Source organism: Embleya sp. NBC_00888 (assembly GCF_045207655.1).
Lineage (GTDB): Bacteria > Actinomycetota > Actinomycetes > Streptomycetales > Streptomycetaceae > Embleya.
Map to the genome: position 1 here is coordinate 2,451,395 of NZ_CP108784.1, position 17,277 is coordinate 2,468,671.

General features: G+C 72.6%; 17 protein-coding genes. 4 read left to right on the top strand and 13 right to left on the bottom strand.

Features of this window, described 5'->3' with window-relative positions; all coding sequences use genetic code 11:
* Positions 1 to 45 precede the first annotated feature (45 nt).
* Positions 46 to 789: a DNA-3-methyladenine glycosylase gene (locus OG948_RS09655; protein WP_406295470.1), complete on the bottom strand. Its 744-nt coding sequence runs from the start codon at positions 787 to 789 to the stop codon at positions 46 to 48.
* Between the two features lie 68 nt (positions 790 to 857).
* Here OG948_RS09655 and OG948_RS09660 point away from each other — a divergent pair, with 68 nt between their 5' ends.
* Complete coding sequence (locus OG948_RS09660) at positions 858 to 1,643, top strand: sporulation protein (protein ID WP_406295472.1); 786 nt, start codon at positions 858 to 860, stop codon at positions 1,641 to 1,643.
* 45 nt (positions 1,644 to 1,688) lie between these two features.
* Here OG948_RS09660 and OG948_RS09665 read toward each other — a convergent pair whose 3' ends face one another.
* Positions 1,689 to 3,206: a hypothetical protein gene (locus OG948_RS09665; RefSeq protein ID WP_406295474.1), complete on the bottom strand. Its 1,518-nt coding sequence runs from the start codon at positions 3,204 to 3,206 to the stop codon at positions 1,689 to 1,691.
* 135 nt (positions 3,207 to 3,341) lie between these two features.
* Between OG948_RS09665 and OG948_RS09670 the strand changes: the two genes are divergently transcribed.
* Together OG948_RS09670 and OG948_RS09675 are read left to right on the top strand one after the other, a co-directional pair.
* Complete coding sequence (locus tag OG948_RS09670; RefSeq protein WP_406295475.1) at positions 3,342 to 3,884, top strand: YbhB/YbcL family Raf kinase inhibitor-like protein; 543 nt, start codon at positions 3,342 to 3,344, stop codon at positions 3,882 to 3,884.
* 254 nt (positions 3,885 to 4,138) lie between these two features.
* The gene (locus OG948_RS09675; RefSeq protein WP_406295477.1) at positions 4,139 to 4,666 is read left to right on the top strand and encodes an HNH endonuclease; all 528 of its coding nucleotides are present in this window, start codon (positions 4,139 to 4,141) and stop codon (positions 4,664 to 4,666) included.
* A gap of 119 nt (positions 4,667 to 4,785) precedes the next feature.
* Here OG948_RS09675 and OG948_RS09680 read toward each other — a convergent pair whose 3' ends face one another.
* The 11 genes from OG948_RS09680 to OG948_RS09730 all read right to left on the bottom strand — a co-directional run bounded on the left by OG948_RS09680 (position 4,786) and on the right by OG948_RS09730 (position 16,254).
* Positions 4,786 to 6,273 carry a peptidase MA family metallohydrolase gene (locus tag OG948_RS09680; protein ID WP_406295478.1) on the bottom strand — a complete coding sequence of 496 codons (1,488 nt, stop codon included), beginning with the start codon at positions 6,271 to 6,273 and terminating at the stop codon, positions 4,786 to 4,788.
* Between the two features lies 1 nt (position 6,274).
* On the bottom strand, positions 6,275 to 8,191 hold the full coding sequence (locus OG948_RS09685) for a hypothetical protein (protein WP_406295480.1): 1,917 nt from the start codon (positions 8,189 to 8,191) through the stop codon (positions 6,275 to 6,277).
* A gap of 63 nt (positions 8,192 to 8,254) precedes the next feature.
* A complete protein-coding gene (locus tag OG948_RS09690) occupies positions 8,255 to 8,716 on the bottom strand; it encodes a hypothetical protein (RefSeq protein ID WP_406295481.1) in 462 nt (153 codons plus the stop codon).
* A gap of 10 nt (positions 8,717 to 8,726) precedes the next feature.
* Complete coding sequence (locus tag OG948_RS09695; RefSeq protein ID WP_406295483.1) at positions 8,727 to 9,626, bottom strand: metallophosphoesterase; 900 nt, start codon at positions 9,624 to 9,626, stop codon at positions 8,727 to 8,729.
* 211 nt (positions 9,627 to 9,837) lie between these two features.
* The gene (locus tag OG948_RS09700; RefSeq protein WP_406295485.1) at positions 9,838 to 11,349 is read right to left on the bottom strand and encodes a cobyric acid synthase; all 1,512 of its coding nucleotides are present in this window, start codon (positions 11,347 to 11,349) and stop codon (positions 9,838 to 9,840) included.
* A gap of 88 nt (positions 11,350 to 11,437) precedes the next feature.
* A complete protein-coding gene (locus OG948_RS09705) occupies positions 11,438 to 12,406 on the bottom strand; it encodes a cobalamin biosynthesis protein (RefSeq protein WP_406295487.1) in 969 nt (322 codons plus the stop codon).
* A 153-nt stretch (positions 12,407 to 12,559) separates the two neighbouring features.
* Positions 12,560 to 12,748 (bottom strand): DUF1272 domain-containing protein, encoded by a 189-nt coding sequence (locus tag OG948_RS09710; RefSeq protein ID WP_395862751.1) that lies wholly within the window; start codon positions 12,746 to 12,748, stop codon positions 12,560 to 12,562.
* A gap of 77 nt (positions 12,749 to 12,825) precedes the next feature.
* Entirely contained in the window at positions 12,826 to 13,596 is a 771-nt protein-coding gene (locus OG948_RS09715) for a sulfite exporter TauE/SafE family protein (protein ID WP_406295489.1), read from the bottom strand.
* 97 nt (positions 13,597 to 13,693) lie between these two features.
* Entirely contained in the window at positions 13,694 to 14,824 is a 1,131-nt protein-coding gene (locus OG948_RS09720) for an SPFH domain-containing protein (RefSeq protein WP_406295491.1), read from the bottom strand.
* Positions 14,825 to 14,941: 117 nt separating this feature from the next.
* On the bottom strand, positions 14,942 to 15,349 hold the full coding sequence (locus OG948_RS09725) for an NfeD family protein (protein ID WP_406300216.1): 408 nt from the start codon (positions 15,347 to 15,349) through the stop codon (positions 14,942 to 14,944).
* A gap of 92 nt (positions 15,350 to 15,441) precedes the next feature.
* Positions 15,442 to 16,254 carry an ABC transporter ATP-binding protein gene (locus OG948_RS09730; RefSeq protein WP_406295493.1) on the bottom strand — a complete coding sequence of 271 codons (813 nt, stop codon included), beginning with the start codon at positions 16,252 to 16,254 and terminating at the stop codon, positions 15,442 to 15,444.
* A 171-nt stretch (positions 16,255 to 16,425) separates the two neighbouring features.
* Here OG948_RS09730 and OG948_RS09735 point away from each other — a divergent pair, with 171 nt between their 5' ends.
* Positions 16,426 to 17,202, top strand: a complete 777-nt coding sequence (locus OG948_RS09735) for a hypothetical protein (protein WP_406295495.1) — start codon at positions 16,426 to 16,428, stop codon at positions 17,200 to 17,202.
* Positions 17,203 to 17,277 lie beyond the last annotated feature (75 nt).

The following is a 17,277-nucleotide window of genomic DNA, read 5'->3' on the forward strand; positions in this document are numbered from 1 at the left end:
GGCATGGGGGTGCGGCGTGTGCCGCGAGTGCGGCTGATGCAGCCGTTACAGGGTGCCCGACGGTCCGCCCTCGGCGCTAACCGCTTTGCCGGGCCGCGCCGCATCGGAGTCGGCGGCCGGCTTGGTGGTCGGCTCGGCGGCCGGCTTGGTGCTGCGCTTGCGTGGCTGGTGGGCTCGGTACGGGCTGACCGTCGGGTCGCCCGCGATGTGGAAGCGCCAGGGCTGGGTGGCTCCGCCGCCGCCGACGCCGGTGCGTGGGCCGGTGCGGATCGCGGTGCGGGCGGGGGGTTTGCCGTACAGGACGCGGACCGGGCCGGTGGGGTCGCAGACGTCGGTGCCGTCCTGGGTGCGGTCCAGGGCCATCGCCATGGCCAGGCGGGCGGGGCCGGCGGCGAGGTCGGTGTCCTTGCGGGTGGTGGGTCGACGGGCGCGGGCCAGGGCGGTGCCGGTGGTGATCTCGCCGGCGCGCAGCAGTACCCCGGATGCGCGCTCGGGTGGGCCGCAGACCAGGTTGGCGCAGTAGTACATGCCGTAGGTGAAGTAGACGTACAGGTGGCCGGGCGGGCCGAACATCGTGGCGTTGCGGGCGGTTCTGCCGCGGTAGGCGTGCGAGCCGGGATCGTTGGCGCCGTCGTAGGCCTCGACCTCGGTCAGCCGTAGTTCGACCGGGCCGGCCTCGGTCTCGTGCACGAAGGTTCGGCCGAGCAGGTCGGCGGCGACGGCCAGGACCGGGCGGTCGAAGAAGGAGCGCGGCAGCGGCTCGGTCGGGTGGGCGGTGGGGGCACGCATGACGAGCCAGCTTACGGCCGGGCGCACGTGATGGAATGGGCCGCCGAGACGATCATCGGGGAGGACACATGGTTTTCAAGAAGCTGATGGCGAGCATGGGCGCGGGCGGCGCCTCGGTCGAGACCGAGCTGCACGGTGCGCACACCACGCCGGGCGGTGTGGTCGAGGGACATGTCCGAATCCAGGGCGGCAAGGTCGACCAGCGCATCGAGGGCCTGTACGTCGGGTTCCAGGCGGTCGTCGAGGTGGAGACCCAGGACGGCGAGCAGCGGCGGAACGTGGAGTTCGGCCGGCAGCAGATCGGCGGCGAGTTCGAGCTGCGCGAGGGCACGACGCACGACGTGCAGTTCCGGCTGCCGGTGCCGTGGGAGACGCCGCTGACCACATTCCGCGGGGTGCAGCTCCGCGGCACCACGGTCGGGGTGCGGACCGAGCTGGCCATCGATCGGGCGATCGACAAGGGCGACCTGGACCCGGTCTCGGTGGACGCGTTCCCGGCGCAGGCGCTGATCCTCGACGCGTTCGGGAATCTGGGCTTCCACTTCAAGGCCGCCGACCTGGAGCAGGGGCACATCCGCGGGGTCGATCAGCGGCTGCCGTTCTACCAGGAGATCGAGTTCGCCCCGCCGCAGGCGTACGCGCGCGGCATCAACGAGGTCGAGCTGACCTTCGTGTCGGCCGAGCACGCGACCGAGGTGATCCTGGAGATCGACAAGAAGGGCGGCGCGCTCTCCGGTGGGAGCGACGCGATCCGGCGGTTCACCGTCGATCACGGTTCGGCGCAGCAGACCGACTGGAACGCCTACCTGCACGGCTGGTTCCAGGAGCTCGGTCAGCGCCGCGGCTGGTTCTAGTCCGTTTCCGGTCCGCGTGTTACGGGACGGGCGGCGGCCCGGGTGTCAGGCGTCCAGGAGCGCGCGTACCCGGGCCGCCCAGTCCGCCTCGAACTTCGCCCGGGACAGACCGGTGGCCCGGTCCAGCGCCGCGTCCACGGCGGCGGGCGCGGGGTTGGCGTAGACGGCGGTGACGAAGCCGTACACGGCCAGGCTGCCGCCGAGTTCCTCGATCCGGCGGATCGCGAGGTGGGCGAGTTCGTAGGCGGCGGCGTTGGCGACGGTGTCGGCCTGGTACAGCTCGTTGTCCGTGGGCAGCTTGCCGGTGAACCGGTTCGTGGCGACGTAGGTCCTGGCCTCGTACAGTTCGTCGGTGCCGAGCAGGGTGCGGCCGCGTAGGGCGAGCCAGTCGGCGAAGCCCTCGACGACCCACACGGGTTGGTCCTGGTTGGGCACCTCGGTGCGCAGCGGGGTGACCAGTGCGTGGGCCATCTCGTGGCGCAGCAGTTCGCCCAGGCGTCGGGGGTTGGGCGAGGTGAACCAGCCCGAGGTGGTGTCGAGCACGATCCGCGAGCCGCCGAAGCGGCCCTTGCCGGCCGGGTCGATCGTGCGCAGCGCGTAGGTGAGGCCGGATTCCTCGCCGTGTTCGCCGGTGCGCCCGCCGTACAGTCGGTAGAAGGTGTCGCGGTCGGCGACCGGGACGATCACGAAGCCGGGGGCGGTGCCGGGTGGGCCGCCGTCCGCCCACGTGTCGATGTCGGCGCGCGCGGCCTCCTCGGCGTCGTCGGCCAGTTGTTCGGCGCCGGCGGCGGTGGTCGGGTCGGCGAGCACCACGACGTGGTCGCGGCGGACCACGGTCAGGTCGGCCTGGTCCCAGGGCGCGGGATAGTCGCGGGCGTACGCGTAGCCGGCTCCGTCGTAGGGGGTGCCGTCGACCGCCTCGATGACCAGTGGGGCGCCGGGTTCGGCGCGGACCACGGTCCAGCGGTAGCCCTCGCCGACGGTCGCGGTGTCGGCGGCGGAGACGCGGTGGTCGAAGGACACGTCCACGTAGGCGGTGATCCGCTCGCCGACCCCGGGCATGGTCTGCACCGTCTCGACGCGGTAGCCGAGGTGGTCGAAGGACACGCGGCCGAGGTTGTGGAACAGGCGCTGCTGGCCGCTGACCAGTTCGGGGATGTCCGGGTCGAGGTCGGCGGTGAAGCCCTGCGCGTCCCGGCCGATCAGGGCCTTGGTGCGGCGGCCGACCAGTTCCTGGATGTCGGAGCTCGCGATCGTGGGCCCGTGTGCGGGGGCGACCGGTGTCGCGGTGCCCGGGCGGGGGCCGCCGATCGCGCCGTCGGCGCCGCGCGGCTTGGCGCTGCCCGGGTCGCTGAGGGTGACGCCGAAGACGATCAGGGCGACGAGCGCCAGTACCAGCGCGGTCAGCGGCGCGGCGAGCCGGCGGGCGGCGGATCGCGGCCGGGCCGGTGCGGGCCCGGGTATCGCGCCGTCGGCACCGCCCGCCCGATCGACGGCCTCGGCGGATATGCCCGATGAGGCGTCGTCGGCACAATCGCCGCTTTCGTGCGTCGGCTGGGTCACGCCGGATGCCTCCCCCCTGTTGGCGCGAGGATACCTACGTGATCTTCGCCGGTTTGCCGGACGGTGAGAATAGGCTCGTCCGGACGAGGCGCCCGGCAGGCGGCCGGGTGCCGGTGAGCACGAGCGGAGTCTCGCGTGACCGAGCCCATCAAGCCCTCGATGCCCTACGACTATCTGCCCGAGAAGCCGTCCTTCACGGTCACCAGTGGGGACCTGACCGATGGCCTGACCCTGCCGACCGCCCAGGTCAGTGGCGTGATGGGCGCGGGCGGCGAGGACGTGTCGCCGCAGCTGTCCTGGTCCGGCTTCCCGGCCGGCACCAAGAGCTTCGCGGTGACCTGCTTCGACCCGGACGCGCCCACGCACAGCGGGTTCTGGCACTGGGTCGTGGTGGACGTCCCGGCGGACGTCACCGAGTTGGCGAGCGGCGCGGGCGCGGCGGACGGCAAGGCGCTGCCCTCGGGCGCGTTCCACGTGCGCAACGACACCGGCGGCCCGGGCTACGTGGGCGCGGCGCCGCCGCCGGGGCACTACCCGCACCGGTACGTCTTCACGGTGCACGCGCTGGATGTGGACAAGCTCGGCGTGGACGAGAGCGCGACGCCCGCGTTCGTCGGCTTCAACCTGTTCTCGCACACGCTCGCGCGCGCGGTTCTGGTCAACACGTACGCGCAGTGATCGCCGTGCCGCGGGCCTGCCGTTCACAAACGGCCGGCCCGGCACGGATTCCCGTCCGGTAATTGCGTTGTCCCGGTGATCGATCAAAAGGCACAGTGGTCGAGTTGTCCGTACTGACGGTTCGTCGAGTCGAAGGGTGCGCATGAGCGTCGCAGCACCGCCCCAAAGCTGAGCGCGTGGTCGCGCCCGGCCGGTTCGGTGCGCGTCCGGGTGTGCTCGCTTCTCCCCTCGTCGACCAGGTGAGGGGAGGTCGCATGCGGGAGACGTTGGTGCTGAACGCGACGTATCAGCCGCTGGCGACGGTGTCGTTCAAGCGCGCGCTCGTGTTGGTGTTGCAGGAGAAGGCGGTCGTCGAGCATGTCGATCCCGGCCGGGTGGTGCGGGCCTCGACTCTCGAGTTGCCGCTGCCGCGGGTGATCCGGTTGCTCAAGTTCGTCCGGGTGCCGTTCCGACAACAGGCCGCTTGGTCTCGCCGGGGCGTGCTGCTCCGGGACAATCGGCGCTGCGCCTACTGCGGTGGGCGGGCGACCACGGTGGACCACGTGCTGCCGCGTTCGCGTGGTGGCGCGGACTCGTGGCTGAACACCGTCGCCGCGTGCGGGAGCGACAATCAGCGCAAGGCGGCCCGGACGCCGGTCGAGGCCGGAATGCGGTTGTTGTTCCAGCCGTACGAGCCGTCGGCGACCCGGGCGTTGGTGCTCGCGTTCGGCGTGGCCGACGTCGAGGGCGCGCAGTGGCTCGCCGAGCCGGTACGGGCGCCGGTGCTCGCGATGGGCGCCTGATCCGCCGCTCGGGTGGGTGACGAGGCGTACAGGCCGCCGGGGGTTCCTCACCCCGGCGGCCTTCGGTGTTTCGCGGCGTCCCACGGGTGCCTCGGGTGCGCGGGTGGCGGTCCGGGGTGTCAGACCGTCTTGCGGACCCAGGCCGCCCAGTCGGCGCGAAGCCGGTCCGGCGTGTTGTCGAAGGCGGCGGTCAGGGCCTCGTCGACGGAGTCGTACCGGCCGGTGACGACGTCCGTGTAGAACGTGCACACCCGTTCCGCGCCGTAGGTCCGGGCCAGGTAGCGCAGCATCAGGTGGGCCAGGTTGTAGGCGTTCTCGACCCGATCCTCGTCGGTGGTCTCGAAGTCGCTCTCGGCGGGCAACTCGCCGGTGAAGCGCCCCCGGTCGATCAGTGCGCGAATATTTTGGGTGACCACCGGCTCCAGCGGCCGGTCGGCCTCCGCCTGCCAGTCGGCGAACCCTTCGGCGAGCCAGGTGGGCAGGTCCGCGCCTCGGGCCGGCCGGGACAGCGGGGCGACCAGGGCGTGTGTCATCTCGTGCCGAAGCAGGATCGGCGCGAAGGCCGGGTCGCTCGCCAGTTGCCCTTCGTCCACCACCATCCGCACGCCGCCGACGGGCCGGTCGGTCCCGGGCATGCCCAGCGCGTAGCCCGCCGCCCAGTCCTGCACCTCGCCGCTGTTGTACAGCTTGTCGAAGCCGGCCCGCGACGAGGTCAGCACGAGCGCGAAGCCGGGTGAGGTGCCGGGGCCGCCCTTCCACGCGCCGAGCGTGTAGACGGCGGCCCGTTCGGCCAGGTCCGCGTTGCGGCGCAGCGCGGCCGGGTCCGCCCCGGAACCGATCAGCACGACGTGCGGGCGCCGTTCGACCCGGATGTCCCACAGGTCCCACGCGGCGGGATACCCGGCGAAGCCGGAGGTGGTGTCGGCGTCGGCCGCGCCGTCGGCGCCGACGAGGGTGCACGGGTCCTCGGGGCCCGCGCAGCGCGCCTTCCAGAGGTAGATCTCCGGGACCGGACCCAGGTCGACGCCGGTGATGGCGTGCTCGAAGCGCACCTGCGCGGTCACCGTGACCGGCCACGCGGCGGCGGTGCCGGCGTGCTTCGGGTCGGAGCCGTCGGCGGTGACCGCCTCGTCGATGCCCAGGACGCGCCAGCGGGCGGTGTCGAACGGGATCTTGCGCAGATTGCCGAAGAGTCGGCGCTGACCGTCGACGAGGGCCTTGTCCTGCTGGTCCACGCCGGCCAGGAAGCCCGCCTCGTCCCCTCGTTCGAAGGTTGTCGAGCGGTTCGCGGCGAGGGCCCGCATCCGGGCGGACACGCGCGAGTCGATCCCGTCCGGGGTCGGGGTCGCGGCGGCGCCGGGTGTACCGGGTGCGCCCGGGAGGCGGGAGGCGGTGCGGTCCGGAAGGCGGCCCGGTGTGGGCCGGTCGTGCTCGAGCACCCGTTGGGCCGTGTCGAGTCCGACGAGGCGACCGCCGGCCGACACCGCGCCGACGACGAAGGAGAGCGAGAGCAGGGCGCCCAGCAGCGCGACGCAGATCGCCCACGGTCGGGATCGGCGCGGCTCGACGGCGTCCGGCCACGGCCCGGACGGGTCGCCCGAGCGCACGTCAGTTGCCCACCTTGGTCTTGACGTACTTGGCCCAGTTGCTCTCGAAGGTGTCCCGGTCCTGGCCGGTGGCCTCCTTGAGCGCGGCCTCCAGGGCGGCCGGGGTGGAGTCCTTGTACACCGCGACGACGAAGTCGTCGGCCTTGGCCGCGCCGTACTTCTCCGCGATGTAGCGGATGGCCAGCATGCTGTAGTGGTAGCCGACCGTGGAGGTCTTGGCGTCGGCCGAGTTGACCTCGGTGTCGGTGGGCAGCTTGCCGGCGAACTTGCCCGCCCGGACCTGCGCGCGGGCGTCGGGCTGGAACCACTCGGCCAGCGACAGGTCGGTCCAGGCCAGGTATTCGGCGAAGCCCTCGGAGACCCACAGCGGCGGCCCTTCACCGCCGCGCTCGAACTCGGCGACCATCGCGTGCCCGAGTTCGTGCCGGATCAGGTGCATCTGCTGCTCGCCGTCGCCCTTGGCGAACATCTCGTCCGAGCCGTCCAGGGTGATCCGGCTGCCGGCCATCGGCTGGTCGCTGCCGGTGGGGCGGGCGGGCGGCATGGTGCGACACACCCCGGTGACGTTGGGCAGGTCGTTGCCGGACAGCGCGCGGGTGAAGGTGTCGTGGTCGGGCGTGATGTAGATGACGTAGCGCTGCGGCGTGATGGCCGGACCCTTCCACACCGCCAGGTTCTTCTTCAGCGCGCTCTCGGCCCGATCGGCCCAGGCGGCGCCCTTGCTCTTGTTCTTCGCCGGTACGGCGACCAGCACGTGCGGGCGTTCGATCAGCGCGAGTTCGTCCTCGTCCCAGGGCGCGGGGTAGGCGTTGCCGCCGCCTCGGGTCGAGCCGCCGGTGATCTTGGTGATCAGCAGCGGTGCGTCCACCGCGGCTCGGGAGAGGGTCCAGATGTAGCGCTCGGCGATCGGCTCGCTGTCCACGCCGGTGATCTGGTGGGCGAACACCACGTTGACGTCGCGGGTGAGCGGGCCGGCGTCGGTGCCCGGGTCGATGCTCGCGTTCGGTGGCCGGAACTCGACGCTGGTGAACGGGAAGAGCCGCAGGTTGCCGAACAACCGACGCTGCGCGGCCACGAGTTCGGTGGCGGCGGGGTCGATTCCGGCGACGAACGCGTCGGCGTTGCCGGACTTGAGGGCCTGGGTGCGGTTGTCGGTCAGGAAGGCCACGTCGGACGTCGCGATCCGGGTGACCGGCGGCTTCTTGTCCTCGGGCTTCGCGGAGGTTTCGGCGTCGTTCCGCTCGGCGATGGGCGCGGTGGCCGGGGAGGAGGGTGTGTCGAAGACGCCGCCGACGGCGAGGGACGCGAGCAGCGCCAGGATCGCGGCCACGCCGCCGATCGCGGCCAGCCGACGCCGGCGGGTGTTGCGGCGCTGCTGGTCGGCGGGTGGTACGTACGGGAGGGGACCGAAGAAGCCGACCTGGGTGGGGAACTCGGGTGCCGCGAGGCCCTGTGGAGGGCCGTAGGGGGTGCCGGCCGGCGGTGCGGCGGGTCTGGGGGGTGCGGCGGGCAGGGCGGACCCGGTGCGCGCGATCGGCGCGGCGGGCTCCGCCGGTGTGCTCGGGGATGGAGCCTCGGCGGATATGGCGCCGGCGTCGACACCGTCGCCGTCGGGTATCGCCTCCGGCCGGGGTGCGGAGATCGCGTGCCCGGTCGAGGCGGCGGGCGCCGGCGCGGCTGTCTCGGACCCGTCGGGTGCCGGCGCGTCTTCGGGCCGGTGCGGCTCGGACACGGCGGGATTCGCACCGCCGGGTTCCGCCGGTGCGGACGGGCTCGCGGACGGGCGTTCGGACGTCCCCATGTCCGGGCGCTCGGGCCGCTGTTCGTGTTCGGCTTCGGACTCGGTGGGTCCGTTGGTCGAAGCGTCGGCCGGCGGGTTCGTGCCGCCGTCGTTCGCGTTTTTGGGCATGTCGGACATGCCAGTCCTCCCCTGGACCGCCGGCCCGATGATTCCGCCCCCGGCCCCGGATCGGCGATCCGATCATGTGTTCGCCGAGGCTATCGACGTGCCCGGACACCGTCGGCACGGGGTCCGCACGCTGTCGTGTGTGGTGCTCGCGGGTGGTCGGCCGACCGACTCGGCCCGTACGTAGTCTGCCCGGTCGGCCTCGAACCGAGCCCGGTCGAGTCCGGTCGCCGCCTTGATCGCCTCGTCCACCGAGGCCGGATCGGCGTACATGGCGACGACGAACCCGTCGGCCTCGGCGGCCTCGTACTTCTCGGCCCATGCCCGGGCGCGGTCCCGGTTCTCGGCCGCGACCGCCATCGGCACGTGCTCGCGTTCGAGCACCGCGAGTTCCTCGCCGTCCCAGGCGGCCGGGTTTCGGATGCCGACGAGGAGGTTCGAGGTCGGCCCGGCGCCGATCTCGGTGATCTCGGTGATCTCGGTGATCTCGGTGATCTCGGTGATCCGCAGCGGTGCGTCGATCGAGGCCCGGCTCATGCCCCGGGGGTCAGGAGGCGGTGCCGGCCTCCACGGTGTCCGTGTCGGGGCCCGGGGTGGGGATCGGGGTCGGGTCGGTCAGGTCGAGGACGTGCCACGAGTCGGGGACCAGGTAGCCGGGCACGTCGTAGGAGGCCATCGGGTCCGCGGCCAGGCCCTCGACGCGTGTGGACGAGCCGTCCGGGTGGGCGAGTTCCTCGGTGTAGCGGAAGTGCAGGTGGCCGTGTGCGGCCAGCGCGGGGCGGTAGGCGTCCACGAGGCGCTGGACGCGGCGCTGGTTGGGTAGGCAGCGCGGGTCGCCCTTGCGGTTGAACTCGGGTGCGGTACGCAGCGGTTTGTCGTGCGTGAACAGCACGTCGACGGGCGAGGGGTCGGCCAGGATCGCGTCCACGTCGGCGTCCGTGGCCTCCTCCTCGGGAAACCACAGGGCACCCGCGAAGTCCGGCACCTCGCCGGGCGGGCGGCCCGCACCGAGCCGGAAGCCCTCCTTGCGCAGCGCCCTCTCGTACCGCCGACGCTCCTCGGCGAGCCGCTGTTCGCGGTCCAGCGAGAGCGCGCCGCCGAACGCGAGGAAGTTCGTCCCGTGCCAGGACCAGCGGTGTCCGCGCGGCGCGTAGCGCACCCGGGTGCGCACGATCAGGAAGCCGTGCTCGTCGCGGTCGTCGCCGTAGGACTCCGTCAGCAGCGAGGTCTTGTCGTGGTTCCCGTCCAGGAAGTACACGTCGATGCCGCGCGAGCGGGCCGAACGGTTGACCGCGTCCAGGTAGCGGACGCCGGACGCCTCGTGCTCCCAGTAGCCGAAGTCGCCGAGTTGGAAGATCAGATCGACGTCGAGCTGCACGGCGGCGTCGAGCAGCCGCCGCACGTGCCCGGTGTTGCCGTGCGTGTCACCGGCCAGCAGGATCCGCATCGTGAGCCCCCGCCTTTCCACCCCGTTTTCGCGTGCGTGTACGCCCGCCCCCGAGGTCCATCATCGGTGATCGGGCGACGACCCGTCCGGGGTATTTCCCCAGGACTTGGGTGTCGGGCCCGGTCCAGGCCCTGTCCGGCGGACCCTGGTGGATCAGGCCGCGTCGTCTGGTACCGCGCCTCGCCGCACCGGAGAAGCAGCCGGACAGGACCTAGGCACCGGGGGGTACGAACGGCAGGCCGGAGGGAGCGCCCGCGCTGATGAGGCGGTCCACCGCGGCGTTGTCGAGGTGGTTGGCGACCAGATCGCCCAGCGCGTCCAGCCGGCTCTGCCGGGCCGCCTCGAACGAGGTGTCCGGCGACACGACGAACCGACGGCCCGTCAGCTCGGCCGTCCGGGCCAGGAAGGCGCGGCGGAAGCCGTCGTTCTCCAGCGCGCCGTGCCACAACGTGCCGGTCACCGCGCCGACCCGACAACCGTCCAGCGCACCGCCGTCGGCGGCGGTGAACAAGGGCTCGCCCGCCTCGACGTCGACGACGCCGTGGTGGATCTCGTACGCGCTCACCGGCTCGCCGTCGGCGAAGCCGCGTGGGCGGGCCAGCGTCTTGGCGGCGGCGAAGCGTATCCGGACCGGGAGCAGGCCGAGCCCGGCCACGGTGCCCGCGCGGCTCTCCACGTCGTCGTGGATCTCGTGTCCGAGCATCTGGTAGCCGCCGCAGATCCCGAGCACGGGCCGGTCCTCGGCGGCGCGTCGGGCCAGCGCGGTGTCCAGGCCGCGCTCGCGCAGCCAGGCCAGGTCGGCGACGGTGGCGCGGGTGCCGGGCAGGACCACCAGGTCGGCGTCGGCGATCTCGCCCGGTGTGCTCACGAACCGGACCACGACGCCGGGTTCGACGGAGAGCGCGTCGATGTCGGTGAAGTTGCTGATCCGGGGCAGTCGGACCACCGCGACCCGCAGCACGTCCGCGCCGAGCGGCGGTTCCGGGGTGCCGCGGTCGGCGTCCAGGGCGAGCGAGTCCTCCACGTCCAGCCACAGGCCGCCCAGGAACGGCAGCACGCCCAGGACCGGACGCCCGGTGAGTTCGCGCATCCGGGTCAGCGCCGGGTCGAGCAGCCGGGCGTCGCCGCGGAACTTGTTGATCACGAAGCCGCAGACGAGTGCCTGGTCCTCGCGCGAGAGCAGCGCGAGGGTGCCGAAGAAGGACGCGAAGATCCCGCCCCGGTCGATGTCGCCGACCACGAGCACCGGCAGGTTCGCCGCCCGGGCCAGGCCCATGTTGGTGATGTCCCGGTCGCGCAGGTTGATCTCGGTGGGGCTGCCCGCGCCCTCGCACACCACCACGTCGTAGCGCGAGCGCAGATCGGCCAGCGACTCGAGCACGGCCTCGAACAGACGCGGCTTCAGGTCGCGGTAGTTCAGCGCGCCGACCTCGGCGATCGGCTTGCCGAGCAGCACGACCTGACTGCTCATCAGCCCACCGGGCTTGAGCAGTACCGGGTTCATCACCGCCTCCGGCTCGATCCGCGCGGCGGCGGCCTGCATCGCCTGCGCGCGCCCGATCTCCGCGCCGTCGGCGGTGACCATCGAGTTGAGCGACATGTTCTGCGCCTTGAACGGCGCGACCTTGACGCCCTCGCGCGCGAGCCGTCGGCACAGTCCGGCGACCACGACGCTCTTGCCCGCGTCGGAGGTGGTGCCGGCCACCAGGAGGGCGCCGTTCATCGGGTTGCCTTTCGGGTACGCGGTGCCGTGCGGCCGGCGACGTCCCGGCCGGTGTCGGCGGTGGGGTCGACGATCGGCGCGGCGCGGGTCATCGAGGCGTCCCGCGGGTGCGCCGCGCGGCGCGGGCGGCGACGAAGGCGACGGCCGGCGCCGCGGCGGCCAGGCCGACGGTCGCGGAGAGCCGGTTGGCGCGGTCGATGTCGGTGGGGCTCGGCGGTGGGCCGTCGCCCAGTCGCGGGCGGTCCTCGGTGCGGCCGGCGTAGACGTTGCGTCCGCCCAGCGCGACGTCCAGCGCGCCGGCGGCGGAGGCCTCGCAGCGGCCCGCGTTGGGGCTGGGGTGGCTGCCGCCGTCGCGGCGCAGCACGGCCCACGCGCGGGCCCGGTCGCCGCCGACGACCGGGGCGACGGCGACGGTGAGCAGGCCGGTCAGGCGGGCGGGCAGCCAGTTGGCGGCGTCGTCCAGGCGGGCCGAGGCCCAGCCGAAGTTCTCGTGCCGCGGGGTGTGGTGGCCGACCATCGCGTCGAGGGTGTTGATCGCGCGGTAGCCGAGCAGGCCCGGGATGCCCGCGACGGCGCCCCAGAACAGCGGGGCCACGACGGCGTCGGAGGTGTTCTCGGCGACCGACTCGACCACGGCTCGGGCGATGCCCTTGTCGTCCAGGCGGGCCGGGTCGCGACCGACCAGGCGGGGCAGCGCGGCCCGGGCGGCGGGCAGGTCGCCGGCCACCAGCGGCGCGGCGATCAGTCGGGCCTCGCGACGCAGGGTGGTGCCGCCGAGGACGGCCCACGTGCAGCCGGCGGTGACCGCGACGGTCGCGAGCGGCCGGCCGGCGACCGCGCGGCGCAGCCCCAGGCCGAGGGCGGCGGTGGTACCGACGCACAGCGCGGTGTAGGCGACGCCGCGCGCGCGGTCGTCGGCGTGCATGGCCCGTTCCAGCCGGCCGGCCACGGCACCGAAGCCGGCCACGGGGTGACCGCGCCGGGGGTCGCCGAAGGCGGCGTCGAGGAGGACGCCTACGGCGAGGCCGACGGCGGTTGAGGTCGCGTGCGCGGGCATCCCGGCATCGTTTCACGGGGGCGTGACGTCACCTCGACGGGGTGCGACGACCGGGCGCCGGGCTTCGAGGCTCCCGGGCCTCGAGGCTCCGAAGCTCCGGGGCTCCCGGGGCTCCGAGTTCCGCAAACGACGCGGGCCCGCGCGTGGGTCGGGCTAGCCCAGTGCCGGTTCCGCGCGGCGCGGCCGGGGCACCAGTTCGCCGCCGCAATTGGGGCACGTGTCGTCCATCGTGGCACTGCACGGTTCACAGAAGGTGCACTCGTACGAGCAGATCCGAGCCGGGCTCGTCGCGGCGAGCGCCACGTCGCATCGTTCGCACTGCTCGCGCATCTCCAGGGCCATCGGGCCGCCTCCCCGGTAGTGCCGTTCGGGAGGATCAGGGTATCCAAAGCGGCCCTCGCGGCAGCGGCGGAACGACCTCAGAGCAGCAGTCGCACGACCGCGATCAGACCCACCACGACGATCACCGCGCGCAGCACGGTCGGCGGGAGCCGGCGGCCGACCTTGGCGCCGATCTGCCCGCCGATCACCGAGCCGAGCGCGATCAGCAGGACCACCCACCACGCGACGTCGGCGACGAGCATGAACACGATCGCGGCGACGCCGTTGACGATGCCGGCGAGCACGTTCTTGACCGCGTTCATGCGTTGCAGGTTCTCCGCGATGAACACACCGAACAGCGCGAGCAGCAGCACGCCCTGCGCGGCGCCGAAGTATCCGCCGTAGACGCCGGTCGCGAACACGGCCACCCACAGCAGCACACCGCCGTGCCGGGGGCCCTCCTCGCCCGCTCCGCTGTCGGCACGCCGGGCGGCGAGTCGCTTGGCCAGCCGCGGTTGCAGCACCACCAGCACCAACGCCAGCACGATCAGCGCGGGCACGATCGCCTTGAACGCGTCGTCGGGCAGGGTCAGCAGCAGGATCGCGCCGGCCAGCCCGCCGAGCAGCGAGGCCGCTCCGAGTCGGATCAGCCGGGGCCGCTGGCCCACGAGTTCGCGGCGGTAGCCGATCGCGCCGCTGATCGACCCGGGCACCAGGCCGATCGTGTTCGACACGTTGGCGGTGACCGGCGAGTAGCCGAAGGCGAGCAGTACCGGGAAGGTGATCAGCGTGCCGGATCCGACCACCGTGTTGATCCCGCCGGCCGCGATGCCCGCGGCGAAGATCGCCAAAGCTTCCAACCAGCTCATGTCCACCCGCTTCGCCGCGATGATCCTGGCGTCGGGAGGACATCGAGCTTCCCCCGTGGCCGTAACGCCAGAGATCATCGCAGCCCGCGAGCCGACCTCAACGTGGTGGTCGGTGACCGCGCTCGATGTGCGGGGGTTCCACGTCGCCGGCCGGCGGAGTGCCGCGGCGCTGCGGCTCGATCGGCGGCTGGGCCGGAATGGTCGGCGGGTCGGCGGGCGGGCGCGGCGGCGTGGAGGCGCCGTTGCCGGGCGGCAGCTTGCGGGCCGGTGCGGTGGAGGTACCCGAGCCGGGCCAGGCCGGCTCCTCCTCGACCGGCACCTGCGGTACCCGGTGGGCCGGGCCGGAGCCGTTCTGGGACAGGTTGCCGACCGCGTCGCCGATGCCCTCCAGGGCCCGGGTGACCTCGCTGGGCAGGATCCACAGCTTGTTGGAGCTGCCCTCGGCGATCTTCGGCAACATCTGGAGGTACTGGTAGGCGAGGAGCTTGTTGTCCACCTCGCCGGCGTGGATCGCCTCGAAGACGGTCTCGATCGCGCGCGCCTCACCCTCGGCCCGGATCACCGCGGCCTGGCGCTCACCCTCGGCGCGCAGCACGGCGGCTTCCTTGTCACCTTCGGCGGTGAGCACCTGCGAGCGCTGGTGGCCCTCGGCGGTCAGGATCGCCGCGCGCTTGTCCCGCTCGGCGCGCATCTGCTTCTCCATCGAGTCCTGGATGGAGGGCGGCGGCTCGATCGCCTTGAGCTCGACCCGGTTGACCCGGATTCCCCAGCGGCCGGTCGCCTCGTCGAGCACGCCGCGCAGCCCCGCGTTGATCTCCTCGCGCGAGGTGAGCGTCTGTTCGAGGTCCATGCCACCGATGATGTTGCGCAGCGTGGTGATGGTGAGCTGCTCGATCGCCTGGATGTAGTTGGCGATCTCGTAGGTGGCCGCACGCGGGTCGGTGACCTGGAAGTAGATGACGGTGTCGATCTGAACGACGAGGTTGTCCTCGGTGATCACCGGTTGCGGCGGGAAGGGGACGACCTGTTCGCGCAGGTCGATCATCTGCCGGATGCGGTCGATGAACGGTACGAGGATGTTGAGTCCGGCGTGCAGCGTGCGGGTGTAGCGCCCGAATCGCTCCACGATGGCGGCACTCGCCTGGGGGATCACCTTGACCGTCTTGACCAGGGCGACGACCACCAGCAGTACGAGTACGACCAGGACGATGACGGCGGTGGCCTTCACGATCTCTCCCGAGGTCCTGCTTGCCTGTGGCTGCCTTCGAATTCCAAGGCTGGTTCGAGCGTAGGGGTTCGCGGGCCGGCGTGGGGCGTCAACACGGTTGGCGCAACGATCGGGGTCTCACATCACCACGGCGGTCGCACCCACGATGTCCGCGACGTCCACCCGGCTGCCGGGCTCGAACACGGCGGTCGTGTCCAGGCTGCGGGCCGACCAGACCTCGCCGTTGAGCTTGATCCGGCCACCGTGCTCGTCCACGCGTTCCAGCACCACGGCGCTGGTGCCCTTGAGCGCCTCGATGCCGGTGCGTGCTCCGGGCGTGTTGTCGTGCCGGACCACGATCGGTCGCACGAACACGAGCAGCGCGATCGACACGACCGCGAACACGACGGACTGGATCAGAAAGTTGCCGCCGAGTCCGGCCGCCGCGGCGGCCGCGGCGGCGCCGACCGCGAACATGCCCATCTCCACGAAGGAGGTGAGCACGCCGAAGATGCCGAACGCCCCGACCGCGATGAGCCACCACATCCATGCGTCCACGTGTTCATCGTAGATCGTGGACCCGTCGGGCAGCAGGCGGTTCTCGGCCGAAACGATCAGCGCCGGACGCGCGCCCGGGGTCAGCCCTGCGCCTCCGGCGCCTCCGGCATCGGCAGGCCGCGCGCGGACCAACGCCCGTACTGCTGCTCGACGATCAGCGGCAGGCCGAAGCAGTGCGAGAGGTTGCGCGAGTTGAGCGTGTCGGCGATCGGGCCGGCCGCGAGCACCCGTCCCTGACGGATCATCAGGATGTGCGTGAAGCCGGGCGGGATCTCCTCGACGTGGTGGCTCACCAAAATCATCGACGGCGCGTACGGGTCGGCGGCCAGCGTGCCGAGCCGGCGGACCAGGTCCTCGCGCCCGCCCAGGTCCAGGCCGGCGGCCGGCTCGTCCAGGAGCAGCAGTTCGGGGTCGGTCATCAGCGCACGGGCGATCTGTACCCGCTTGCGCTCGCCCTCGGACAGGGTGCCGAACCGGCGGTCGACGTATTCGGCCATGCCGAGTTGGTCGAGCAGTCGGCGGGCGCGCTGCTCGTCCTCGGCGTCGTAGCGCTCGTGCCACTTGGCGGTCATCCCGTAGGCCGCGGTGAGCACGATGTCCAGCACCCGCTCGCGCCGGGGCAGCTTGTCGGTGAGCGCGGCCGAGGCCATGCCCACGCGCGGGCGCAGCTCGAACACGTCGACCGTGCCGAGCTTCTCGCCCAGTACCGCGACGGCCCCGGTGGTGGGGAACAGATAGGTGGACGCCAATTGCAACAGAGTGGTCTTGCCCGCGCCGTTGGGTCCGACGACGATCCAGCGTTCGCCTTCCGCGACCGACCAGGTGACCTGGTCCACCAGAGGGCGACCGTCGCGCACCACCGATACGTCAACCAGTTCGAGAACGTCGCTCATCGCCTGCCAGCTCCCCATCGTGCGCTACGCCGCCGGGCGGCATCCCCTTGTGTGGGATCGCCGCCTCGCTCCGTGGTCCGCGTTGTTGCACCCGGTCCGGGAGAAACCTATGACACCGAGCCGCCTCCGGTCGTGTCCGGGAGCGTTGTGACGCCCCTTAGGCTTGTCCGCATGCTTGCCGAACCTCGCTCCGGACTTCTCGTCGCATGGGGCAATGCCCTGTTGGCCGGGCACGTTCCGCCGGACGACGCGGTGTCCGAGATCGTCGGAACGGACGAACCGCATCGGGTGACGGGCGTGCCCGGCGAGAGTGTGCCGGTGGGCCTGTCGCTGGCGCTGGGTCGGCTGCGCGCGCTGGGCGTGACCGGTCTGCGGTTGGCCCTGCCGGTGGCGGGCGACCCGCTGGCGCTGCCCGGCCCGCCCGCGTTCAACGACCTCGCCCTGGACGCCGGCGAGGCGGCCATCACGGTCGGCGCGCCGGACGTCGCGTACGGCCTGGTACCCGAGGTGACCCGGCACGGCACCGACGGCGACGCGGCGGTGCGGGTCGCGTGGCGCATGCTCGAGGTGAGCGACCGGCCCGCTCAGGGGCCGTTCCTGGCCGAGGCGGAGCGCGAGCTGGCCGAGGCGATGCGGGACGCCATCGAGGACCTGACCCGGCTCGACGTGGCGGGCAGCGGTCCGGCCGCGCAACGTGCCCTGGCCGGGCTGTACCGCAAGGACTCGGACACCCGGGTCGCGCCGGGGCATCCGGGCCGGGCCGGCCGGGTGCTCGACCAGGCCCGCCGGATCCACGCGGTACTGAGCGTGGCCTGCGCCGAGGACGGCGCGGCGGTCAGCGCGGCCGAGATCTCCGCGCGGCTCGGCGCGCTCGCCCCACTGGAGCGGGCCTGCCGCCGGGCGATGGTGGCGGCGTACGGCGCGGCCCTGGAGCCGGACCGCGCCTGAGCGAGCAGGAGACGCCCGCGCGGCGCCCGGCTTGCATGGACGTGCACGACACTCCCGCGCGGCGAGCACGAGACG